Here is a 25896-nt window from a genome sequence, read left to right as displayed (position 1 = left end):
ATTTTATTTTTTTATTTCTTCAGGTGACACTCCGAACCTCTCGCCTATCTGTGCTGCCAGATAGTGTAACGAGCCTTCGTCTTTTTCCTCTCCCAGCAAGCGCTCCTTGTCCCATAGCCCGCCTTCTTGTTCCAATGTCTGTAAAAGTTTCCGGGTTTCCTGGTATGTAATAAATGGTTGCCCTTGTGCGTTTCGGGCAAACTGTGAGGCATAGATGAGTCCGTAGGCTTGCGATAGAAGTCGAAAAGCATGTTTGGGGTTTTCTTTCAGATTGGCAAAGGTGTTGGCTCCTACCAGCAGGTTCATTGCTCTGGCAGCCACCACACGTCCAAGCTCATGCCTGATAGTATCAGCTTGTAGCTTGATTTCATCGTAACGTGATGTTTCCATATAGGTACGTCCTCTTACAAAACATTGAAAGATGCGGCGGTGCGAATCTTTCAATGCCGGCAAGCCTTCAGACTGGGCGAGCGGTTTCCAGAATCCGTAATATCCATAGGCTAAATCCCAGTGGTGTTCCAACTCTGTATAGTTGTGTCCCGCAGACAGTTGGGTCAAGTCGTGCGCGGAGCGTACTTCCGGGTTTTCCGTTACATCTTCACTCAGGTGCACGTTGAGTATTTTGTCCAGATATATGGCACCCATGACGGCATATCTGTAAACTTCGGCTACGGCAATTCCTCTATCATCCACAAAACAAATGTCTTTGTCGCCTATATTGATTCCTACATATCCCGTTATTCCTTTTTGAGCTTCCGTACTTCTGTGTTCATGCGGTTTTTCCTGTCCTAATCCGGCTATACGTGTCGACATGTCAAACCAACTGTTGAAATCTTGCAGGATTTTTCCTCTGTCGGTAAGGTGTAGCGTAGAAGTGGCTATCTCATTTTGCGGCTTCAAACCGTACTCTCCTTCGCGGAACATTTGCATCGCTTCATCATAGTCCATTTTCGTGCCCATGCGTGCTCCGCTCATGTATCTCGAAAAGATTCTGTCGATAGGAGCCTTCAAAAATTTACACTCCAACGTGTTTACGCTGCTCTCTCCGTTTCTTGAAAACTTGTACGACGGTTCCGGCAATACAGGAGGCCGGTATGCGCTTTCTACCGTTTCATTCGTCCCTTCGGTACAGGCCGTTACGCTTGCCAGCAAACAAAGGGATAGTATATGTTGTTTTATGTAATTCATTTCTCTCTTTTTCTAAGGTAAAATAAAATATTCACAATAAGGGTGCTTCAGCATATTCGGTCCTTCTTCATTCTGATATTGCTCCGTCCGCAGTTCGGGAAGTTCAATCAACCCGTCGGCGGAAACAGCCTTGATGCTTGCTCTTACATTAGAATTCCGAGGACCTACTCCGCTGACACTGAGGTATAAGGGAAATCCGGAGTAGACCTCAAAGGTAATTTCCAATTCTTCGCCATTGCTCATTACATTGATGTTTTGTTCTTCCTCTTCTTCATCGTAGTCCTCTTCCGTATCTTCTTCTGCAGACTCCGAGTCCTTTTCGAAGCAAGTGATGGTTATCAGCTCTTTCTTTTCGTTAATATACTTTACTCCGTATCGAGCTGTTACTTTAGGATCATCTACAAGATTTCCTCTTCGGTCCGTTTCATTAAATTGGCATAGCAAAGTCACTTTATATTTTTCTGCACCCTCGGGTGTTTCGGTACCGGGATATTTGTAGTTTTTCAATGCCAAGTCAGGGTCACATAACTGTATCGTCAACTCTCCTCGTTTGTTCTCCGGTTTTTCTATTTCTTTTGGTGGAAATATTTTTTCATAATCTTCGTTTATTATGGTGTCTTCTTTCACCGTGTTGCAACTGCATACCAGCAGCAATACACACATTATCCATATATATTTCATGTCGTTTTTTTGTTTTTTAATTATCAGATTTATCCCAAATTTCGGCTATAACTCCGGTTACTTCTCCACCGGGGGCAAGATGTTTGCTTATCCAACGCTCGGTCTTGCTGTAGGGGTCGAACACCTTCACGAGTTCACAAACAAAGCGGTTTCCTTCTCTGCGGAAATCGTAAAACGTGTAGTTTTTGCTGTATCGTATGCCGGGTCTGAACGTCAATCCGTCTGTTGTGCCCACATATCCCGATCCCAGACCTACTACCTCTTTGGGCCATCCGTGAGGCGCATAGGGGTCTTTGGCAAAAAGAAACAGATGATAGCGTTGATATTCCTCCTGCTTTTTTCTTTTTTTTGAGTTTTCATCTCTATTGTCAATAATAGTTCTGGTCTGCATGTCGCTGCGGAAATATATCCGGCCTGCTTTCCGGATGACCAGTTGCGGATTTTTCATCTCTTGGAAAAACAGGTTATTGGCATAAGCTTTATGCATGTCTTCCACCCAACTGTTTTCGCTTTTCAGTTTTGTGAATACCATATACTCGCGAGCGGGTTCTATGTATGAAGCTGTTCGAAAAACGAGATTACCATCAGCGTCTTTTCCTGTATAAAGAAAATCGGAAGAGGCGGCGAATCGGTCGTTCACCAGACTATGCAGATAATTGTAAGTGGTGAAGCTCAGTTGAGTGAATGTGTTCTGACTTACTTCAAACTCGCTTTTGCGGCTGTTCTTCCCGCTTTGCTCGTCATAATCGGCTATGGTTTCTACCGTTCCGTCGTCTGCGAACTTCATGAAGAAGCAGTGTCCGCCATATCCATATTTGTTCCGGTATTCGAATTGGGTTATCTGCTCGTTCACGTTTGTAAACAGTAGCGAGTCTGTCCGGGGAAAGTAGGTGACACACCACCCATGGGGAGCATCTATAAGTTCCTTCCTCAGTTCGCTGATATGTTTTGCGCTCCGCTCGGAAGGAGATGAATCGAAAATATTCTCATCCTTGCAGGAGAAGCAGACCGCTATCAGAATAAGTAGTTGGAATCCTGTTTTCATACTCTTTATTTTTGTTTCATATATGCTTTTAATTGTTTTATGCTTATCATTTGTAGATAATCGAGCGAGATTTTGATTTCTTTATTGAAATAGTCTTCTACAAACGCCTCTTTCTCCGTCAGTTCTTTATATGCTTGACGTGCCTCTTCATCATACGCCCGCTGAACTTCCGGATCTTCGTCGGAGTAAGGAGTTTTGGCTTCTGCCAACGCTTTAAGCACCTCTTTAGGGGTATGCGTAAGCTTAGCGCTGATAATCTCGGCGAAATCATCCTCGGCAGAAAGGAAAGAGTGGAAAGTAAAAAAGCCTCTCTTGCTCGGATATGGTGAGAAAGTAAGCAATCTGCGTCCTTGTATCTCTCCTTTGAATATATCGGCAATGAGTTTGGTCGATTCGATATATCTGTTTCTGCTGATGGTCAGGAACTTGTTTCTGTCGTAAGGGAACAACTCCATCAATCGTTTTGCGAATTGATGATGCACGCTTCGCATCAGGATAAATACCTTGTCCTCATCTTTCGGGTCGAAGTCGTTGACGTTGTACAGAAACATCTCGTTGGTCGTTGCTTCCGTATTTCCTAAAAGCTCTACTCCGTTTCCGTCTATGTTCTTTCCGCCATACATGTAAATCTTAACGGGGTTCTTGCCCAGAAAGAACTTTTCTCCACCCAGATCGGAAGCTGTATAGAGGTCGATCCACAACGCTTTGATCGTTTCGAGCACACTTTTTACATTAGCGGCTTCCGGCGGATAGGTGTAGCTTCCGTTCTGCGCCACGTTTTTATCCCAACGATATTCGATTTCGATACCGTAAGGACGTGTGAATGTATTTAATATCCACTCGTCGAGTTCTGTCCTATTGCGTTGTACTGCTCCCAAGTCTACTACGCTTTGGTCGGATAAGGCAGCTTCCTGTTCGCAGCCCGCTAACAGCAGGCATGTGGCAAACAGGTACAAGCTTCGTCCGATAAAGTACCTGAATCTCATTCTTTTGCTTATTGTTTTCATGTTTTTAATATTCTCTGTCCATTATATTGTCAATATACTCAACGGGGGTTAGGTTCTAATCCCCGGTTGATGGCTTCGGCAGGTATTTGCAGGAGCTTTCTCGGGTCTTCTTTTTCCAGTTGCTTATAAAACTTATATTTCGATGCACGTTTCACCGATATATAAAAACGGCGGATGTCGAACCACCTCAATCCTTCGTGAATGAACTCTTGTTGTCTGAATCCTAAAATGGTTTTTACCATTGCCAGCTGCTTGATGCTCATTCCGTAGAACGGAGTATAGGTCTGGTAATTGTCGCTGCTTGTTTGCGTGTAGTCCGGACGGCTGCACGGAGGAGTGATTCCGAATTTGGCAGAAAGATAGATAAGCAGGTCGTTTATGGATTTGTCGTATTCTCCGATCATGGCGTATGCCTCCATCCGGTTGAGCATTACCTCATCGGTGGAGAATAAAACGTTGGTGACATACAGTCCCTTCGGTCGTATGCCTGTATAGCCCGATAACGAAAGCTCGTCGAATTTACCGATATATTGTCCGTCGCCTATGCGTCCGTCATTATAGTTGAAAAGGAAAACCGGTTCCATATTCACTTTCCGGAAGTTGGCGCATCCATCTATCCCATGCTGGTTGTATACTTTGTCTGCACTTTTGCTTGTCACTCCGTACTTTTCTGTGGATATGTTGCGGGCTACCCTTGACTCTGTTGTGGAGAGTAGCAAATTGGCGGGCTCTTCAGTGCTTGTGTATCGGGTATAGAGATGCTTGCGGTTGAAGTAAAACTCTTTTTCGTACTTCTGCCAGTTCCGAAGAACAGGTTTGGGGTCTATGCCGAGCACGTAGTCTGAATAGGCAATAACGAGTTCCCATTCTCCTTTAATCAGGTAGAAGCGGGAAGCGAAAGCGTATGCGGCTTTTTTATTGAAGTGGAATTTCGGTTTGCTATAATAACTATCGTCTACCAGTGAAATACCGAGTTTCAGGTCTTTCTCGATCTTTTCGTACACCTCCTTTACGGTTCCGCGCTTGTAGTCCACCAGCGCATTCTTTTCAGGCTTTGTCAGGTAAGGTATGCCGGGTGCAGTCTCCGACTTGGATGTACCGTACGGCTCCGCCCAGATGTTGACCAGCATAAAGTGCAGATAGGCACGCAATAGGAATGCTTCACCGTACAAAGCTTTCACACGGTCGGTTTTAGGATATTTGCTCAGAAGCTCCAACGCTTGGTTGGCTTGTGCGATGCCCGCGTAGCATGCGTTCCAATAGTTCAGCGGAGTGTCCAGGTCTTCCTGATCGTAATCTTCCCAATAATACATGGCTTCGTTCAGCCGTGAATGTGTGCCGTTCACCCGTTCGCCTACATTGTCGGTACGTGTTTCCAAGAACGCGAAGTAACTGGCTTCGGGGTAAGCTCCGGCGAGCAATTCGGCTATTTTCTCTTCACTGTCTATCTTCACATCGAGCGTAGAGTCGGGGGTTGTTTCCAGATAGCCTTGGCATGCCGTGAGCAGCGTGAGTATGATACTTAAGTAAATTATTCTTTTCATTTCAATGCGATTAAAATTCAACATGCAGTGTCATCGTATATTGTTTGGGAGTAGGCAATGAAACTCCTCCCGATTTGTAGAATTCCGGATCTTGCCCTTTCAACTTCTTGTCTGCATAAATCAGGAACGGATTGGTTACGTTTGCCTTCACACTCATTTGCCTGATCTTGAGTTGTGAAAGAAGCTTTTTGGGCAATCGATACCCCAACGAGATGTTTTTCATGCGCACGAAACTTCCGTCTGCCACTCTGTTCTGAGAGTAATTATAAGTGTTGTAAGCCTTTTCGATGTTTTCTTTTCCGATGTTGCGAATCAAATCCTGCGAAGGAATGACGGGGACGTTCGTTTTCCACTCGTCGCCCGGATTGAGCCAGCGGTCGTAGTACTCCTTCGAAAACACGTTCAGATCGGCGAACGAAGGATCGAATGTCGGATTGAGGCGTATCTTGTTGCCCGCTTGCATGGTGACGAAGCACGAAAACTCCCAGTTCTTGTATTTAAACGTGTTCGATACTCCGCCTATGTAAGTGGGTTCGATAGGCCCGTGGTAGATAAGGTACGACTTCGAATACTGCGCGTCGAGGAAATCCGCTCCTGATATTTCGCTGTTCACACCTTGGTTGGAAGGGTAAAGTCCGAAGTCGAAGGTAGGCAGGCCATTGTTGTTGAGCCCTTGAAAGTTGAAAGAGAATAGAGCCCCTCGTGGGAATCCGAGGATATTGCCGCGTCCGGTTCCCGCCACCATATCAAAGGTGTTCGGCGTATTCAGCAGGCGGGTGATCTTCTGCTTCATGCCGCTCACGGTGAAAGCCGTAGTCCAGCTGAAGTTGTCGGTTACGATATTCTTGGTTTGCAGCGCCAATTCCACTCCTCGTGTGCGCATATCTCCGAAGTTTGCGTACTTGTAATACTGTCCGCCCACACCGGAGGTACGGATGAGGTCTATCAGGTCGAATGAACTTCGCTGGTAGACATCGAATGTTGCGCTTATGCGGTTGTTGAACAGCCCGAGTTCCAAGCCGAGATTCAGCTCATACATTTTCTCCCATGTCAGGTCTCGGTTCTCAAGATGCAGGATGTGCAACGCATTCTCGCGATCCTTCAGCAGTGTGCGGTTGATGATGAGATGCTTGAACACAGCTGTGGAGTTTATCGCCTGTTCGTTCATTTTGGCCGTCAGTCCGTAGCTGGCACGCAGGGCGAGCTTGGAAACGGCAGGATACTTTTTCATGAACTTCTCTTGATCCATGTTCCACTTTGCTCCGATATTCCAAGTAGGCAACCAGCGCGAACGGCTGTATTTGCCTGCCGTATTCGACCCTTCATAGTTGAATACGCCGTTGAAAACGTATTTGCCCGCATATCCGTAGGTAGCGCTGGCGGAGAGGGTCACCCCTCTTTCGTAGCGTTCGGTAAGCGAGAAATAAGTGTTTCCTTCGTTAGTGAGCTTATCGAAAATCAAAGGATTGGTGAACACCTGATTCCCTCTGTCGTATTGTATCCCATAACCTTGGAAAGGGTTGATGATGCGGTCGGCATAGCGTATTTCGGTAAATCCGAAAGCGCGTATGTCGTGCTCGCCCATCTGTTTGTTGTAGTCGAGCGCAAAGCGTCCCAGATAGCTGCGCAGAGAAGTCTCGGTCTTATTGAACATGCCTCCGTGGGTGAGTGCCACTTGCGGCAGTTGCAAGGGATTGTCTTTATTCTTCAACAAATAGATATTCTCTTGCGCCACGTAGGGAGTTTCGTTGGCGCGGAAAGCCTGTATCACGTTCGATTGTTCGGTGATGAAATGCGAACTTTTGGTTACCGCATGACGTACCGACGCCAATCCTTTCGCTTCGATGTTCTCGTTGAGTCTGTATGAAAGTTCGCCTTGCAGTTTGAAGTCGAGCACTTCGGTTTTCAGGTAATTGTTGTCAAACTCGTTCAGAATATTGAACGGAGCCCAGTTATTGCGGTAGTATTCCGGTTCACCGTTGGCATTGCGGGGGCGTAAGGTACGGCTTGTTCCCAGAGCATAGGCAAAGGGATTGATGTCGAAGTCGCGTTCGAAGGTTCCGATTACCGTATTTTTTCGCTGAGAAAGCGTACCCGGGGAGTTTTGGTTACGCAAGTTTCCTTGTGCGGATATGGTAGCCTTTATCTTGTCCTCTTTCCAGTAGAAGGAGTTTTTGATGTTGGCGGTGATGCGTTTTACATCATCGGCAAGCGTCCAGCCCCTGTCGTTATAGAAACCGATGGAGGTATACATGGTAGAATTCTCTCCTCCTCCGGAGAACGTTACGGTGTGCGTATGGATGGGGCTGTGTGTAAACAACTCCTTGAACCAATTGGTGTTGGCATATTCCCGCTCGCGCATGAACGCGCGCCTGGCTTCGTCCGTGTTTTCCAGATAATATCGCCCGGTAGACGGATCAACGGTTCCGAGAGCCTTATACATCTGGTGGTAAACACCACTACGGCGTCCGTATAATGTGTTTTGTACGGAGAAGTATCCCTTCCTGTCCATCTCCTGATAGATGGACATGCTCTCTTGCGAATTGAGCAGATCGAAGTCCGTATATGAAGGAATGGCCCGCATACTCAGCTCGTATGAGTAAGAAAATCTGTTCGGCGTGTTTCTTTTACCTGCACGGGTGGTGATTACGATTACCCCGTTCAGGGCTCTGGCTCCGTAGATAGATGTGGCGGAAGCATCTTTAAGCACCTGTATGTCTTCGATGTCCGAAGCGTTCAGGCCGGCAACGGCGGAGCTGATGAGTGTCACGGCGTCACCCGAAGCCAATTGGTCGAGCGTGAGCGACACTAGGTCTTCATATACAGCTCCGTCGATAACCCACAAAGGTTGAACGTTTCCCATGATGGAAGCGCCGCCGCGTATGTTGATGCGGGGAGCCGACCCGAAGCTGCCGGTGACATTTTGTATCGACAGTCCCGCTACACGCCCTTCGAGCATGCGTGATACATCCGCCACGCCGTCAAGCTTGATGTCGTCCAGCTTCACTGAAGCGGCTGCTCCCGTAAATACCCGGTTCTTTATGTTCTGATAACCGGTCACTACCACTCCTTCTATCTCCTGCACGTTTTCCTGAAGTGTGATATTCATGACGGTGGAGGTGATTTTCACTTTCCGGGTTTTCATTCCCACGAAGCTCACTTCCAACATTTGTCCTTTGCGGGCTTTGAGTGTGAACCGTCCGTCGCCGTCTGCGATGACTCCCTTTGCCGTACCCGCCACGATGGCAGTGGCGCCCGGCAGAGGCTCTCCGGAAACAGAACACACTGTGCCTTTTATTTCCATTAGTTCCTGTGCCGGACAAACCTGAGAGAAGATTGCCGTGAACAGGATGCTGATTACTAATTTTATAACCGATGATATATTCATTGCCTTATCTTGTTATATTTCTTCTTTTTTATATATGATTGCATATATTTGTTCAGAACCGGACGTTGGCTCCTGCGTAGATGCCGAAAGGATGTCCTGCCCTCAACCCTGCCGGATGGCGTGAAGTGAGATAGACCTTATCGGTCAGGTTCACGGCGTTTACTTTTACCGTCAGGTATTTGTTTACATATACGCTGGCCGATGCATCCAGCACGAGGTGCGCAGGCACCTTCTCTCTTTCAGCGATCCTCCCCTGTCCGGGAGATGTGCGCATATCGCTGTTGTAGCGTGCTCCTATGTTCGCGTCGAACCATTTGTGCTCTATTCCCACCTGTATGTTCAGTGCGTGTTTGAAGATGTAGGGGATCTCGTCTCCTTTCATCACGTTGCCCCATGAATGGCTTGAGAACGAGTTTCTCATCTCCGTATCGGTATAAGTATATGATACTTGCAGGGGCATGCGCACTTTCCATGCTTCAGGCAAGGGTTGGTATTGCATAAGAAATTCCACGCCTTTTACGCGGGCTTCGCCTACATTAAACTGTTCGAGCGTTCCCAATCCGCCCGAGGCGGCGAGGTCGCTTCCGAGCATATTGCTGTAATTGTTGTAGAAACCGATCAGCTCTGCCTTGAAGTTGCCAGCGGAAACGCGTGTTCCCAATTCCATATTCACACTGCTTTCGGGTTTTTGATACAACTCCGCGCTCGGCGGTGCGAATCCTTTGTGAACTCCGAAGAATACCGACGCTTCGGGAACGAGTTGATAGTTTACTCCCACGCCGGGAATCCAAACGCGCGCATGGTTGGGGGTTTCGATGCGTACTTTCCCCGTACGCTCCAGATCTGCTTTCGTATAATCTTTTTTCAGCAGGTCGATGTCTTCGTAGCGCAATCCGGCAGTGATAGTCCATGAGTTATATCTTAATTTGGCGAGCAGGTAACTTGCCAGTGCGTCCGCCGATGTGACGCGGTTAGCATTCGTCCCGTGGATGCCTTCCATAAACAGCACCATCTTCTTGTTCTTCATGGAGTAAGCGTCGTCCCATTGGAAGCGGTCTTCCTCATCGTGATGATAGCGCAGTCCGAACTCTACATCGAAGAAGAACTCATTCAGGTTGAAGCGGTATTCCGCTTTGGTTTGTATGCCTCTGGCACGATATGTCCTGTTGTTGGCTCTTACCAGCAGCGCTTCGCCTTCACGGTCGACTTTCCCCGTCAGTATGTTGAAGTAACGGATGTTTGTTTCCGGATCGATGAGCACATCGGCGATAGACCTCTTCTCTTTAGAGGTGATTCCCGCCCGTACGTCGTTCAGTTTGTACCAGTTGCGGTGGAAACGGTTATAATATGCGCTGGTGACTATTTTTAGCTTGTTGGAGAAGTTGAGCAGGTAAGTGGCTACCCATTGCCGGTGATTGGTTTTCAACTCGTCCATCTGTGAGCCGGCATAGCGGAGGAAAGGAGTTTGTTTGAAATCCTCTTCGGAAAGCCCTACATACGTTTCATCCGAGTTCTCGCCCGCGTATCCGAACTTCAGTTCCAGCGCATGGTTTACCCCCGTGCCTTTATCCGTTTTTATCATTACTTTAGCTATGAGGTCGTCTCTGTTGAATCCTTTGACGGGATGGTCTTCGTATTTCTTGAATCCGTCCGACTGATAGCGCAGATATTCCACCATAAAACCGAAATGCTTCCACATGTTTCCGATGTGCGTATGCGACTTGAACGTGTTCTTGCTTCCGTAAGAGAGGTTCGCCGTGCCAGAAAAAGTGTTCGGTATGGGAGTCGATACCATGTTGATGGCTCCTCCCGTAGTGAACGGGCCGTACTGAACCTGACTACTCCCTTTCACCACTTCGACAGCTTCCATGCGGGCAGCATTCGGAAAGTAATAAGCAGCCGGGGCGGAATAAGGGGCCGGAGCTGCCAAGATGCCGTCTTCCATAATAGAAATCCGTTCGCTTCGCTCGGCTTTCGTCCCCCGCAGGCTGATATTTGGGCGTAACCCGAACCCGTCTTCTTCATACATGTTTACCCCCGGAACGGCTTTTAACATCCGGTTGATGTCGGTGTACCCAAATTTACGTATCTCTTCAGGAGAGATATAATATGCTGAACCGGTGCGGTTTCTCGCCTTGAATTTACTCCCTAATATTTGTCGGCCCGATACCACCACTTCTTCAAGCCGGTAAACGGTGTCCCTGTCAATATCCTCGTTTCCCTTTTCCTGCTGCTGCGCGTTCAAAGAGTGATTCACCATTTGAATGCTGAAAAAAGAGATACTGATTATCTTTCTCAAATTCGTCATATAGAATCGGTTTATTATGTAATAATGTTTGCCGCAAAGATAGTTTATTATGACATTACCGGTCAATCGTTATTTTTAGGTATTTTCCACGGGAAGAAGGTATGAGGCAGGCAGTTCTTGAATGACATGGGAACACGAGGGACTCGGACAACTCAACGCTTATTGTCAATAAATAAAATCATCCTTTTTAGGTATTGCGCAGGAAGGCAGACATGGGTAACTTTGCACAAAATGACATGTCCGGTGTCATGCGAACGAAAAAGAGAAAATATGAAAATAAAAAAGATTAATGCCTGGTTTGCCTTGCGGGGCAGAGAAATGATACAGAAACGTTGGTGGATTCTCGGGATTTTCACCCTTGTTTTTACCATAGGTCTCACGGGGTTAAAACACTTCAAGGTGACCGCTTCGTGGGAAGACTACTTTCTCGAAGACGATCCGATGCTTGTCAAAACCGATGAATTCAAGGCCATATTCGGTAACGATAATTTTATAGCGGTGCTAACCCAATGCGATGATTCGTTTACAAGAGAGAATTTGAAACTTATCCGCGAACTCACGAACGAGATGATGGATAGTCTTTCGTATGCAGACAAAATCACTTCACTCACCGACATCGAGTTCATGGTTGGTACCGAAGAGGGTATGAGTATCGAACAGATTGTGCCCGACAGTATCCCCTCTGACGCCGCGGGTTTAGAGGAGATACGCCTCAGGGCTTACCAGAAACCGTATATCGCCGAGCGGCTTGTCTCTAAAGACGGCACACTCTCGTGGATCATTCTCAAGTTGCGCGCTTTTCCCGAAGATTCGGTGTGGAATAAGGGGGGTGGTGTATCTCCCGAGGTGCTCACCGGTAACCAGTTGGAGCATATCATCACCAAAGAAAGATACAAGGATCTCCACCCCAGAGGGACGGGGCTGCCTTACGTCACGGCTGTAAAGATGAAATGGTTCAACAGCGAGATGCCGCGCGTGCTAGGTATCGCCGCTCTTGTATCCATCTTCATCCTGCTCCTGGTAACACGTTCCCTGAGAGGGGTTGTCGTGCCGCTTGTTACCGCCACGGGAAGCATCATAACCGTGTATGGCATGTTGGGATACTTTGGCCTGTCGATAGATAGCGGAATGCTGACAATACCGATGCTGCTGGCGTTTGCCGTCTCGATAGCTTACAATATACACGTGCACTCTTATTTCAAGCGACAATTCCTTATGCACGGGGAACGGAAGCGGGCCGTTGAGGAGACCGTGGGGGAGATGGGTTGGCCGGTATTGTTCAGCGCGCTGACTACTTTCACTGCTTTGCTGTCGTTCCTTGCCATACCGATGCGCCCCATGCGATTTATAGGTATTGCCTCCTCCGCGTGCGTCATGTTTGCCTTCCTCATCACCATAACGTTGATGCCCGTGCTGTTGAGTTTCGGTAAAAATGGCAAGCCGCACCCCGGGGTGCGGGAAACCGGAGAACGGTGGCTCGATCGTAAGTTGGGACAAACTGGTGGGTGGGTACTCAAGCACGGCACGTTAATTCTATACATTTTCGGGCTGTTTACAGTATTTCTCATTTACCAGTTCTCCAAAATAGAGATGGCCTTTGACGTGGAACGCACCATGGGAAAAAAGATAGCCTATGTAGACAATCTATTACGGGTGGGGGAAAGCGAGCTTGGCTCTGTCTACGCCTATGACGTGATGATAGAGTTGCCCGAGAACGGGTTGGCAAAATCTCCCGGAATTCTTGCACGCCTGGACTCCCTCATTCAACAAGCCGACGGTTATAGACTGACCAAACGCACGACGTCGGTGCTGAACATCCTCAAGGACCTGAATCAAACCTTACACGATGGTGATACCGCCTATTACACACTCCCCCGAAATCCCGACGAGGTGGCACAGTTACTGCTTCTTTACGAGAACGCGGGAGGTAGTGAAGCGGAATATTGGATTGATTACGATTACCGGCGTCTCCGTCTGATGGTGGAAACGAACACCTACGATTCGGGGGAGACGGAACGCGACCTGGACGATATCGTGGCGCGTGCCGCCAAACTCTTTCCCCGGGCAACAGTTACAGCCGTGGGAAGCATTCCTCAATTTACCGTGATGATGCAGTACGTGGCCCGCGGACAAATGATTTCATTTGCCATCGCGCTCTTCCTCATCGGGGTGTTAATGATTTTTGCTTTCGGCAGCATGCCCGTCGGTCTTATCGGCATGATACCGAATGTCACCCCGGCACTGGTTGTCGGGGGATTGATGGGCTGGCTGGGATACCCGCTGGATATGATGACGGCAACCATCATGCCGATGATTCTCGGTTTGGCCGTGGATGACACGATTCACTTCATCAATCACGGACATTTGGAATTTGAACGCGGGGGCAACTACCGGGAAGCGATTCTTAGATCGTTCCGCACCTGTGGGACGCCGATCATCCTAACGAGTATCGTGATATGTGGCAACTTCGCCACCTACATCACCTCCGAGGGCCTCTCCTTTGTACACATGGGTATGCTCTCCGTGGCCGGTATCGTGTCGGCATTGCTTGCCGACCTTTGCGTAACGCCCGTTTTGCTTCAAAAGTTCCGCGTGTTCGGGCAAGAAACAAATAAAGGCAAGCAGATAACGGATCAATAAAAAAGAGAGAAGACAAGAGCTCGCACTCGAGGTGCTAGTTATAGTAACAAATTAACAAATAAAGAATTATGAAAAGAACAATCTTGGCCGTTGCAATCGTCGCGGTATTCATGACCGTAGCAACAGCACAAACAGGCAGAGATATCGCCCAAAAAGTAAAAGACCGTCCCGATGGAGACACCCGTCAATCGGAATTGTCGATGAAACTGATCAACAAGCGCGGGGCGGTGCGCGAGCGCAGGCTCGTTTCCTATTCCATCGATGTCGGCGAAGAGAAGAGAGACCGCAAAAGCATCATGTTCTTCGAGTATCCCGGTGATGTAAAGGGCACGGGATTCCTCACGTGGGATTACGATGAACCGGGTAAAGACGACGACAAGTGGCTTTATCTGCCCGCGATGAAAAAGACCCGTCGCATCAGCGGCTCGTCTGCCAGGCAGGATTACTTCATGGGTAGCGATTTTACATACGACGATATGGGCAGTCGCTCCGTGGATGAAGATACGCACGAGCTACTCGGGGAGGAAATCATCGATGGGTACAAGTGCTGGAAACTGGAGTCTGTTCCAAAAGACAAGCGCGATATTTTTTCCAGAAAGATAGCCCTGATACGTCAGGATTGCCTGATACCGGTCAGGGTGGAGTACTACGACAAGCTGGGCAGGCTGCACCGCCGCCTCGAAATGTCAGATATCGCCAGGGTGGACGGTTTTTGGGTCGCCCGGAAGATGCACATGAGCAACGTGCAGACGGGGCATCAGACGATTCTTGAAATCAAGAATCCGAAATACAACATTCCCGTGGAGGAAGCAAAGTTCAACGTCACCGTTTTGGAGAAAGGCAGGCTCTAATGACAAGTGCAAGCAATTTCTCTACAGGATTCCTGCCGGTACTTTTCCTGTTCTTGTCGGTGCATGCCGTAGGGGGCCAGGAGAAAGGAGTGGTACCGTGGCAGTTCAAGGGGTTTGTCGATACCTACCACGCCTTCCGCACCAGGGAACCGAATGACCTCATGTCTTCCCGTGCCCGGGTAAGGGGGGAGATAGGCAAAAGCTCTGGAGGATCATCGCTTTACGTCTCGTTCAACATCACTTACAACGCTTTGCTGAAGGAGCGCACGGGGGTTGAATTACGGGAGGCGTATCTCGATCATCGGGAGGAGAATTGGGGGGTTCGTCTAGGGCGGCAGTTTGTCATTTGGGGAGCGGCAGACGGAGTGCGCGTTACCGACTTGGTTTCGCCCATGGATATGACAGAGTTTCTGGCACAAGATTATGATGATATTCGCATGCCCGTCAACGCCTTACGGTTCTTTGTCTTTAAGGACAAGATGCAATTCGAATTGCTCGTCGTGCCCGCTTTCGAGGGATACAGGCTGTCCACTGATGCCGCCAACCCGTGGAGCGTGCTACCTAAAGAAAATCTTCTGCCCCTTGTCTGGAACGAGAAGGGAAGCCTCCCCAAACTCCGCCTATCCAACATGGAATACGGGGGAAGGCTCTCTTTCACCTTGCCAGGAGTAGACTTCTCTTTGGCCGCACTACACACGTGGAACAAGATGCCCGTTCTCACGTACCAATCCTCAGCCACGAAACTCTCCGTCTCGCCCCACCATTACCGCATGGGGTTCGTCGGAGGCGATGTCTCAAAACCCTTGGGGCAATTCGTGTTACGCGGTGAAGCGGCTTTCAACACGGGAAAACATTTCAATTACATGCCGCAAGCCGAATCCTCGCGCCAAAAGGGGTTCAATACCATAAATTGGCTGGTGGGGGTGGACTGGTACGCTCCTCGCGAGTGGACAATGATAGTCCAGTTTTCTTCCGAGCATATTTTCAAGAGCGAAAGCTATATCGCCCAGTCCCGGCACAGCTCGCTCCTGACGCTCAACGTGTCGAAAAAACTATTGGTCAACACCTTGCAACTTTCCACCTTCACCTACTTCGACCCCAACCACACGGGCTGGTTCAGCCGCTTTGCAGCCGATTATGCCTTGAGCGACCAACTCCGCCTCTCGGCTGGCTATGACTGGCTCGGGGGCAACGGGGGCATGTTTGGCTTATACAGACATAATTCGGGAGTGTGGGTGAAGGCAAAATACAGTTTTTAAAATTTATAATGTCTCTAAAATATAATCTTCAATGACAATAAACAAAGATACACCTGTACACCGTATTTGGGCTGCTTATCCGCAACTGATACATCGGTTGGTAAAACGAGACCACCGGTATGCTTATCTGGAAAATTCACCGTCGACCTGCGCATCGGGTAAACGCACCACCGTCGAGAACATTGCCTTTCTCGCGGGAGATGACACAGACGCGCTCTTGACTTTTCTCAAAGAAGAGATCGAACGTAACGACATTCAGTTCAGGTATTGATAACGACTGAAAAATCATCTTTAACACCCCCTCCCGAAAAAGGTACAAAAAGAGATAATTGTTATATAAATAAACAATGGAACAGAAAATTCTATTTTATCTATTGGCACCGATACTTATGAGCATCAGTGTATCGGCTCAAACAGGGCGAGGACGAATCGCGGGCGTGGTCATTGACAACACAGGCGAAGATCCACTGCCTGGAGCAACCATCTTTATTGAGGAACTGAAAAAGGGCAGCGTAGCCGACAAAAAAGGCGAGTTCTCTTTTTCAGGCGTTCCTTTCGGTACTTATACATTAACCGTAAAGTTTATGGGTTACCAAACGGCTATCCTAAAACATACTGTGGCAAAGGAGAGTGCACAGAAAACCATTATCAGCCTGAAAGCCGAAGCCAAGAAGTTGGACGAAGTAACGATAAGGGCTAAAAGTAAAGCACGTAGACTCAAAGATTCTCCTATGCCAGTATCAGTCATTGCAATGGACGAAGAGAAAGGGGTCGTGTCAAGTGTGGATGACATCCTTTCACGCATGGCAGGAATTACCTTGAGGTCATCCGGCGGAATGGGGAGTGTATCAAGGCTTTCGGTAAGAGGGCTTGAAGGCAAGCGTATCGGCGTATTTATTGATGAAATGCCTATGAACGATAACAACGATTTTATCGACCTAAACGACATTCCCACAGACATGATAGACCGGATAGAGATTTACAAGGGCATTGTACCGGCAAAACTTGGAGGTTCAGCAGTAGGAGGAGCGGTCAACATTGTCCTCAAAGAATATCCAGCCAAGTATCTAGATGTGGGCTACAGTATCAAGTCGTTCAATACACACCAATTCAATACCGTGTTCAAAAGAAACGATCAGAAGAGTGGATTGGAGTATGGTTTGGGGGCGGTGCTCTCACATTCCGATAACAGCTACACAATGGAATCGCCATTCCGTAAAGGGCAGATGATCCGTCGCGACCACGATCGCTTTAACAAAGTGATGGTGGGAGGAAGTATCAAGTCGAAAAAATGGTGGTTTGACGAAGTAAAGTTAGAACCTGCCTTTACCAAATCATCACAGCAGATACAGGGCATTGAGTACAACATACAAGAGGCTCGAAATTTTTCTGAAGCATACATCTTTGGAGCAAAATTGGAGAAGAGGGATTTCCTTTTTCCTCGCTTGTCATTCGAAGCCAATACGCAGTATTCTTATACTTTGTTTCGTTTTGTAGATAAAGCACCTCATAGCTATAATTGGGACGGTACGACATCTAATCCGGTTAGCGATTTTGGAGGAGAGATAAAACCCTATCCCAGTGATTTGCATAGCGGTAAACACACCGTGTTGCAGAAAATAAATTTGGATTACCCCATAGGTATCGGACATAGCCTAAACCTGAACGTTGTATATAACTACACCAAGGGATTGCCCAAAGACCCCTTACGTGACAAGGCTATGGGATATCAAACGAGATTCAATAGCGACATGCACAGCTTGGTAGCAGGTGCTACCCATGAATGGACATCAAGCAACAATAAGTGGATGAACGCACTGTCGGGTAAATTCTACTATTACCACATGAAAACAACAACAGCGGATATGCTGGGGGCAGGCAGAAGAAAAGGAATAGATTTAAGCAAGACAGATTTCGGATTGAGCGATGCCTTTCGCTATGCTATAATCCCTGAATTTCTAATCAAAGCGTCCTTGGCGTACGACGTGAGAGTCCCTTCCGATTTAGAACTGTTGGGCAACGGATTTCTTGTTGTACCGTCTCCTGACCTCAAGCCGGAAAGAAACATGAATCTCAATGTCGGATTCTTTGCGGAAACGTTCAACCGAAAAGACAACCGCTTTCAGGTAGAGATGAATTTTTTTGCCATGTACCTCAAGGACATGATACGTCTCACGGGCGGAGCATTGCAATCACGTTATCAAAACTTCGGAGAGATGCGCACTTTAGGCGTTGATTTGGAGGTCAAGTGGGATGCCACAAATTTCCTCTACCTCTACGGTAATGGAACCTTTCAGGATCTGCGGGATACGCGTAAACATGAAGCGTCGTCATCTGCTCCCAACCCTACTAAAGGAAATCGTATGCCCAACATTCCTTACTTGTTTGCCAATGTGGGATTAGAACTTCACCGAGAGAATCTCTTCGGGGGTAAAGATCAAGAAAGTCGCCTATATACAGAAGGGGCGTACATCGAAGAGTATTTTTACGATTTTGAGCAAAGCATTTATCAAGAACGTCGTATCCCCCGCTCCTTTACGCTGAACCTTGGATTGGAACATAGCTTCCTGACAAAAAAAGTCATTCTTGGAGTGCAAGTAAACAATGTAACTAACAGCAAGCTCCTTTCGGAGCTTAACCGTCCGCTACCCGGACGAAGTTTCCTGGCTAAAATTCGCTATATACTGAAATAGCATTATAAATAAAGATGTATTAATCATTAAAAAGAGAAAGTATGAGAAAAAGTATTTATTCCGTGTTGTTACTGGTACTGAGTTTCACCTCTTGCCAAAAAGAAAATCCCGAACCTGCCTTGCCGGTCTCGGACAACTTAATCATTACGGCATTGCCTAATCCCGGAGGAGAAACAGGCGTCTATTACATGCAAATGATAGGCGACCTGCTCCCCTCTTCTTACGACAATAAGAAGGCTATTCCGACCCCATTCATGGCGAGTCCCTGCTTACATGGCGATGACGTGTATGTAATGCCCGGTTGGGACTCTCAACAAGAAGTTGTGAAATACACCCGAACAAAAGATGGCAGATTGCAAAAACAAGGGGCGTTACCCATCCCTCCAAAGAGTGGGGCTTCAGTGGTCACTGTACAAAGTTCGGAAAAGGCTTATATGTCGCTGGCTCATATCGGGAAAATCATGATTTTCAATCCATCCACAATGGCTAAAACCGGAGAGATTGACATTACGGAGTACGGTGTAAGCGACAAGAATCCAAACCCCGCGGCGATGATCATCAGGGATGGATTGCTCTTTGTAGGGCTTAGGCAAACTGGCAGTGGCTACTATCCGAAGCATCACCAAGCAGATATGCTACTCATCGATACCAAGACCGATAAAGTGGTAAAGTTGATCAGTCAGAAGGAAGCAGGCTTTTCCGATATTACTCGTGCCGTTGACCAACGTTCCATCTTCATGGATGAGAAAGGCGACATCTATGTCAACTGCTATGGAGGATATGGTGCAGAAGGTCATAAGGCAGGAATCCTTCGTATAAAGAAAGACGAAACAGAGTTTGACCGAAGTTATGCCTTAGACCCATCCTCCGTGAAGGCTGAAGGTGTAAGTGAAGCGATCGAAGCGTTCCATTGGTTGCAATATGCAGGCAATGGTAAAATGTATGCCATAGCCAATGTTCCAGCTTATGCTTCATCCTCAGATTGGGTGAGTAGCCGTTCGGCAATTGCGGTGGAGGTTGATTTGTATCAAAAGACCATTCGCAAGCTTGACTTGCCTCGAACTTCTGTATGGGGATCGGTAGGATTACATCAGAACACAATCGTATTCGGATTGGACACTGACAAAGATCAGGGTTTCTATCTGTATAATCTCGCCACCAAAGAAGCGAGCAAGGAAGCTGTTGTAAAAACTGCTGGAAAGCCGATACTATACCGACATTTCGGAGAGAAATATTGAGTTCTTCAGAGGTCATTATAACAAAAGTGTGTTGAGGGCAAAGCCGGAAGCTAAACATCGGTTTGGGCTTTGCCCTCTTCTTTTTCACTTCTTACTCAAATAACATTTTTATGAACGCTCTCTCTCAAATACTCAATTCCGCCACGATGGGGCACCCCCGTCGCTTGCGTCCACTGATAGGCTGGACGATTGCGGAGTACTTTTTCCGTGGCGCACCGTACGGGGCAATGCTGCTCGTGGTGTGGGAGGTATTCAAACCTCTGCAAGATCCCGGCATGTCGATAAACCTCGTGAACATCGGTTGGGCGTGCTTGTTGCTCTTCATCTCTCTTATCTGCCTTTGGTTAATTGCCAAGAAAGCCTACCTCGTAGCCTATCGCGACGGTTACGAAATATGTTGTAACGGCCGTTTGGCTGTGGTCGATCACTTGCGCCGCCTGCCGATGAGTTTCTTCAACAGTCGTGATCCCGGCGACATCGGGGCATACATTGTCAGCGACTACAACAATGTGGAAATGCTTACCACTCACCTTATCGGTCAGTTCTTTGGCGGGCTGGCGATGCCCATCGTTGCTTTGGTGTCGCTCTTGTTCTTCAACTGGCAATTGGCTTTGGCAGCAGCAGCTGTCATTCCATTGGCATACCCTATGATGTTGCTTACCAATCGTTTTGTGGCAACCTTGGGCAAGAGGCATCAAAAAATAAAGACCAATGCCGCTTCGCGCATGATCGAGTATATACAAGGTATCCGCCTGATTAAGGCTTTCAACCTGAGCGGCAATAAGTTTGAACGCTTGGAACGAGCTTTCCGTGATCTCAAGCGGGAGAGCATCCGTTTGGAAGCGGCTCCCGCACCCAGCATCACGCTGGCTTCCACTCTACTCAATGGCGGCCTGGTTCTTATTATGCTACTTGGCTTCTCAATGTTGTTAAATGCTAAAGTCTCCATGCCCGTGTACATCATGTTCCTGCTGGCAGGGTCGGCTATCTATGCCCCACTCATCAACGCCTTGACCTTTATCGCCCTCATCAACTACATGAAGCTGGGAGCCGAACGCATTGATGCTCTTTGTAAAACGCCCGTACTTCCGGAGGGTATAATAGAAAATGTTGTCAACTCGGAGATAGAGTTCCGTCACGTCAGCTTCGGCTATAATGCCGACACTCCCGTACTTCGGGATGTATCGCTTACCATTCCCGAAAAGGAACTGACCGCTTTTGTGGGGCCATCGGGTTCGGGAAAAACGACATTGACACGACTCATTGCCCGTTTCTGGGATGTAAGCGAGGGGGAAATCCTATTTGGCGGACGAAACATCAAAGACTACACCGTGCATACACTGATGCAACAAGTTTCCATCGTCTTTCAGGATGTGCATCTCTTCAATGATACCATTTATAACAACATCCGCGTGGGACGTGAGACAGCTACCCGCGAAGAGATAGAAGCTGCCGCACGCAAGGCGCAATGCCACAACTTCATCACCGCCATGCCCGACGGCTACGAAACGATGGTGGGCGAAGGAGGCAGCACACTATCCGGTGGAGAGAAACAGCGTATCTCTATTGCCCGTGCTATTTTGAAAGATGCACCCATCGTATTGCTCGACGAGGCAACTGCTTCGCTTGATCCCGAAAACGAGGTTCACATCCAAGATGCTATCAACGACTTGGTGAAAGAAAAGACTGTAGTCATCATTGCTCATCGCTTGGGCACAGTGATAGGTGCTAATAATATTGTAGTGATAGACCAAGGACGGGTGGTGCAGCAAGGCAAGCATCAAGCTCTTTTGGCAGAGGAAGGACTGTATCGCAATCTTTGGGAGGAACAACAGCGGGTAAAAGGATGGAAGTTCTAACAATCGAATAAACAGTAAGGCTATGGATACAAATAAACGTAAGACCGGGCTGGCACGGTTGATAGAAATTGCCGGCACTAAACGTCGGCTACTCATCGGAGCGATGTTGCTGGCAGTTATTACCGCCATCATGCAGTTTGTGCCGATCATAGCGGTGTACAATATTCTCATCGAGTTGGCTGAGCATGCGCTTGATCCCTCATTAATTGACAAGGCATACATCTGGCAGTGGGGGTATATTGCCTTGGGAGCTTTCTTCGCTTTCGGAGTGCTCACGTTTGCTTCCCTCATGCTCTCGCACATTGCCGCTTTCAACATTCTGTATGAAATACGAATGCAACTAGCACAAAAAATGGTTCGTTTGCCCTTGGGGTTCTTTTCCCGCCGGGCTTCGGGAGAACTGAAGAAGATAATGGGCGACGACGTGGAGCGTATCGAACTGTTTATTGCCCACCATATCCCAGACATCGTAACTGCCGTACTTTTTCCGCTGATTCTCGTCAGCTATATGTTTGCCGTAGACTGGCGGTTGGCTATCGTAGTATTGGCTGTGCTGGCGGTGGCATTCTATGTGATGGGAAGAATGTACACCGGCAAAAAAATCCGGGAGGTTTCCGGGCGATACGTGGAGACCTTAGGTAGAATGAATGCCAGTATTGTGGAATATATTCGTGGTATTCAGGTGGTGAAGACCTTCACCGAATCGACTAATGCCTATCGCAAACTCAATGACGACATCAAGGAGTACCGCAAATTTGCCAACGAGGTAAACGTACAATACCAACCCACATATGTAGGTTTCCTTACCATACTCTCTTCAGCACTACTTTTCATCATTCCCGTGGCGGTATGGCTACTGGTGAGAAGTGCTTCGTATACGGCTTTCGTGCCGGTGATACTGATGTTCCTGCTTTTTGGGGTGACGATCTTCTTTCCTGTGCTCAAGCTCTTGTGGATAGGCGGTTTCCTGAACCAGAATAATATGGGTATACAGAAGATAGACGATATTCTTTACATGGATGAAATCGAAGAGCCTGCCGTTCCCCGGCAACCCCGAGACGCTTCGGTGGAGTTTCGCGACGTCTCCTTCGCGTATGACAGCACGCCGGTTCTCAAAGCAGTCTCTTTCATAGCTCATCCCGGCACGGTAACAGCATTGGTCGGTCCTTCGGGGGCAGGCAAAAGTACCGTTGCCATGCTTGCCGCCCGATTCTGGGATATTCAAGAAGGAGAAATACTGGTCGGAGGAGTACCTGTCAAAGAAATTTCCATTCCGGTATTGATGGACAATGTGGCTTTTGTTTTTCAGGACAATACGCTCTTTTTCGATACCATCGAAGAGAATATCCGCATGGGCAATCAAGAGGCAACCTTTGAAGAGGTGACACGGGCTGCTGAAGCAGCACAATGCCATACGTTTATAGAAGCCTTGCCCGATGGTTACCAGACGTTGGTGGGCGAAGGGGGTACATATCTCTCAGGTGGTGAGGCGCAACGTATCGCCTTGGCTCGTGCCATCTTGAAAGATGCGCCTATAATTCTGCTGGATGAAGCCACCGCTTTTGCCGATCCTGAAAACGAAGGCAAGATATTGGACGCCTTTTCTCATTTGACAAAAGGTAAAACGGTACTGGTCATCGCCCACCGTTTGGGTACAGTCACCAATGCCGACCGCATCCTGTACATGGATAAAGGAGTGATAGCCGAAGCGGGTACGCACGAGGAGTTGCTCGCCCTTGGGGCGCGGTACGCACAAATGTGGAAAACGTATAACCGGACCAAAGAATGGACGATCGGGGGAAAGAAACAGATGAAAACTCATGCCCATAGAAAACAATGACCGCGATGAAAAGACTGTATCTTCTTCAAAATTGATGGTAAATTTCTTACCTCGTTTTCAAGTCGGTAATTATCTTTTTTTACTTACTTTAATAAGAAAAAACAAGCGCTGACCGAACCAGATAAACAACTAGAGGAAAACTTGCCACCAAGTTTGAAGAAGAACCGAAGTCTTGTGCAGATTACTCGTTTCGAAAGAATTGCATCAATACAATCTTCTACAGAACAACGCAAGGCATCAATAGCTGACATTATTGATGAGGTTATCAGTTTTTCCAATTCGGGAAAGAATCTTGAAAAAACTTCCGAACGCCGGGTATATTCGCTTTCACATCCATGCGCAGTTTGGAGGAGACGGTAAAGCAAGCCGAACTTGAAAAGAGAGAGTTTTGCACTCACGGGGACCAACGGGCAGCCTGACAGCAAAGTCATACATCCTCCCCGTCGTGTAACCTCCCCAATTCCCGCCTGAGCGGCATTGTGTTTGCCCTCCTCCCTTGATGTTATTCGTGAAGGTTCCTGAAAACAGGAGATGTTCTGTATCACCATGAAGATTTTAGCGGGCAGGTAATTAGGGATATTCAGTAAATGTCTTTAAACAGTAAGATGGCATATGAAGATGACTTGCTAATATCATCTCATATGCCATTTTTATTATCTATTTTTTCTCTCTGACCTAAAATCTTCTCCTTTTGGGCACGATGTTCCGGAAGAAGCCTGAGACTTCTTTTAATAGATTCTTTATACTTATACTATGCAGCTTTCTTCTGTCTGTATTTGATTTTATCAATCATCAATATGGCATTTGCCGTATGTATTCCAAAGAAAATCCACAGGATTTCTGTTTTCCTGTTCCGTGCTTTGATTTTCGATAGTGAGTAATGCTGTTTTTGCGTACCGAAACTGCCTTCAAGCCTGGTGGCTCTTTCCCTGGAGAGTTCACTCCTGAGAACCTTCCTCACCGCCTCGTCCTTTGCAGCTCTTCCCTTACGTACAAAGGAGGTTGATATCCCATATTTTGTACAGACTTCCTGCCCCGATTATTGGCGTATATGGAATCGGCGGCCACACATCTTACCCTCACATTTATCAGTTTCTGATGCATACGGATACAATCCTTCAGACGTATGCCCTCATTGAATACCTTGAAAGAGATGTGCTCGATGAACGAGATTCCGTCTATCTGTATGTTATTAGCCTTTGCACCGAACTCGACAGATTTTGTCTCCTAGCCCCTTACGATAGGGCGTACGTAATGACGGTCAATACTGACAATACGGTTACTGACCTTCCTGCCTTCAAAGAGTTCCTTTTCCTGTACAAGGACCTTTCTGATGATGGAAAGCCGTTTCTGATAATCCTGTGTATATGTGAGTGAAGAGCCGTATTCTCTGTGAATGTCATCCTGTTGTGTGATGAGTTTTTCCAGGAGTCTGATCATGCGACGTTTCAGCATTCTTGTCCTCGAAGCCTTCCTCTTTCTCTTCTTGCAATAGGACAGATAGGATGCTGCAATATCTGTGTATTTGTTACGGGGACGCCTTATGCCGAGTTTCCCACAATGCATGCAGATATGCCGGTAGAGCCATTTGATGCTTTCCAAAAGAAGCTTCATGTCCGTAGGAAAACGCATATGACTTTCATAGCATGTAGCATCGGTCATACACACGTGAAGGTTCTCAAGATAAGGCTTCCAGTGTGAGGCAAGAATCTTCTGAAGGGAGTCGATGTCAAGACGGGATGCAACCTCATTACGGATAGCGCTGATTATCTTGTAGTTGGTTATAGGGAAGGACGGGTCTATCATGATACCGCAAAACAGCTGATAATGTATGTTTCCGTTAAGATGTTCTACCTGCAGCCTGTCAGAGAACCCGGTATAAGCCTTCAGTACCATAAGGGCTATCTTCGCGGAAGGACTGAAACTGTTCCTGCGACCCAAGCGGGATTGTGAAAGGCCTACCTCTTTAGCTATACTCTCGAACGGAAACACGGAATGAAGACTGCCAAGTTCACTCGCATGAAAACTCTTACGATATTTTTCCAGAATATCGAATTCTGTAAACCCTAAAGTAGGGTGAATTTCTGAAATATTTTGTATCTTCGCCATATCTTAGGGTGGATATTCCCCCGTTTTGGCTGTCAAACCGTATTTTAGGGGGAATACCTAAAGATACAAAAAAAGCCAACTAACTCGCAATACTTTTAGTATGAATTAGTTGGCTAATTTTATAGGATTTAATGAATATCCCTAATTATGGTCCATTTCCCGAATACACGAGCCGTTAACGTGTATGCCACTTTCCGCGGTTCCAAAAACGGAACTGCAGTTTTTTGTTGAGGGGGGCTGGCGTCC

The 25896-nt window shown here is 47.5% G+C and carries 15 protein-coding genes and 1 pseudogene; 8 read left to right on the top strand and 8 right to left on the bottom strand.

Annotated features, from left to right (window positions below):
• Positions 1-3 precede the first annotated feature (3 nt).
• The 7 genes from KTR07_RS03405 to KTR07_RS03375 are packed head-to-tail and all read right to left on the bottom strand — an operon-like array spanning position 4 to position 11161.
• Positions 4-1188 carry a DUF4856 domain-containing protein gene (locus tag KTR07_RS03405; RefSeq protein ID WP_217315117.1) on the bottom strand — a complete coding sequence of 395 codons (1185 nt, stop codon included), beginning with the start codon at positions 1186-1188 and terminating at the stop codon, positions 4-6.
• A 12-nt stretch (positions 1189-1200) separates the two neighbouring features.
• Positions 1201-1869, bottom strand: coding sequence for a hypothetical protein (locus tag KTR07_RS03400; protein ID WP_121972080.1), 669 nt, complete (start codon positions 1867-1869; stop codon positions 1201-1203).
• 16 nt (positions 1870-1885) lie between these two features.
• Complete coding sequence (locus tag KTR07_RS03395) at positions 1886-2914, bottom strand: DUF4302 domain-containing protein (RefSeq protein WP_048695703.1); 1029 nt, start codon at positions 2912-2914, stop codon at positions 1886-1888.
• Between the two features lie 5 nt (positions 2915-2919).
• Positions 2920-3921: a putative zinc-binding metallopeptidase gene (locus tag KTR07_RS03390; protein WP_121972078.1), complete on the bottom strand. Its 1002-nt coding sequence runs from the start codon at positions 3919-3921 to the stop codon at positions 2920-2922.
• A 38-nt stretch (positions 3922-3959) separates the two neighbouring features.
• The gene (locus KTR07_RS03385) at positions 3960-5465 is read right to left on the bottom strand and encodes a RagB/SusD family nutrient uptake outer membrane protein (RefSeq protein ID WP_121972136.1); all 1506 of its coding nucleotides are present in this window, start codon (positions 5463-5465) and stop codon (positions 3960-3962) included.
• A 10-nt stretch (positions 5466-5475) separates the two neighbouring features.
• Positions 5476-8853, bottom strand: coding sequence for a SusC/RagA family TonB-linked outer membrane protein (locus KTR07_RS03380; protein WP_217315115.1), 3378 nt, complete (start codon positions 8851-8853; stop codon positions 5476-5478).
• Between the two features lie 52 nt (positions 8854-8905).
• Positions 8906-11161 (bottom strand): TonB-dependent receptor domain-containing protein, encoded by a 2256-nt coding sequence (locus KTR07_RS03375; RefSeq protein ID WP_048695714.1) that lies wholly within the window; start codon positions 11159-11161, stop codon positions 8906-8908.
• A gap of 270 nt (positions 11162-11431) precedes the next feature.
• Between KTR07_RS03375 and KTR07_RS03370 the strand changes: the two genes are divergently transcribed.
• The 8 genes from KTR07_RS03370 (at position 11432) to KTR07_RS03335 (ending at position 23541) form a co-directional block, all read left to right on the top strand.
• On the top strand, positions 11432-13801 hold the full coding sequence (locus KTR07_RS03370) for an RND family transporter (RefSeq protein ID WP_217315113.1): 2370 nt from the start codon (positions 11432-11434) through the stop codon (positions 13799-13801).
• A 68-nt stretch (positions 13802-13869) separates the two neighbouring features.
• Entirely contained in the window at positions 13870-14652 is a 783-nt protein-coding gene (locus KTR07_RS03365) for an outer membrane lipoprotein-sorting protein (RefSeq protein ID WP_048695724.1), read from the top strand.
• Positions 14652-15911, top strand: a complete 1260-nt coding sequence (locus KTR07_RS03360) for a DUF1302 family protein (RefSeq protein ID WP_048695727.1) — start codon at positions 14652-14654, stop codon at positions 15909-15911. Before KTR07_RS03365 ends, KTR07_RS03360 begins: the two co-directional genes overlap by 1 nt.
• 31 nt (positions 15912-15942) lie before the next feature.
• The gene (locus KTR07_RS03355) at positions 15943-16182 is read left to right on the top strand and encodes a DUF1858 domain-containing protein (protein WP_048695731.1); all 240 of its coding nucleotides are present in this window, start codon (positions 15943-15945) and stop codon (positions 16180-16182) included.
• 76 nt (positions 16183-16258) lie between these two features.
• Entirely contained in the window at positions 16259-18604 is a 2346-nt protein-coding gene (locus KTR07_RS03350; protein ID WP_217315111.1) for a TonB-dependent receptor, read from the top strand.
• Between the two features lie 41 nt (positions 18605-18645).
• The gene (locus KTR07_RS03345; protein ID WP_217315109.1) at positions 18646-19842 is read left to right on the top strand and encodes a hypothetical protein; all 1197 of its coding nucleotides are present in this window, start codon (positions 18646-18648) and stop codon (positions 19840-19842) included.
• Between the two features lie 110 nt (positions 19843-19952).
• Positions 19953-21701: an ABC transporter ATP-binding protein gene (locus tag KTR07_RS03340; RefSeq protein WP_196044874.1), complete on the top strand. Its 1749-nt coding sequence runs from the start codon at positions 19953-19955 to the stop codon at positions 21699-21701.
• 22 nt (positions 21702-21723) lie between these two features.
• Positions 21724-23541, top strand: a complete 1818-nt coding sequence (locus KTR07_RS03335; protein WP_048695745.1) for an ABC transporter ATP-binding protein — start codon at positions 21724-21726, stop codon at positions 23539-23541.
• A 751-nt stretch (positions 23542-24292) separates the two neighbouring features.
• On the opposite strand, the pseudogene KTR07_RS03330 reads toward KTR07_RS03335, so the two are convergent.
• A pseudogene (locus KTR07_RS03330) lies at positions 24293-25650 on the bottom strand (transposase).
• Between the last annotated feature and the right edge of the window lie 246 nt (positions 25651-25896).

Source organism: Bacteroides sp. MSK.20.82 (genome assembly GCF_019052485.1).
Classification (GTDB): domain Bacteria; phylum Bacteroidota; class Bacteroidia; order Bacteroidales; family Bacteroidaceae; genus Bacteroides; species Bacteroides thetaiotaomicron.
This window is presented reverse-complemented; position numbering and strand designations above follow the sequence as displayed.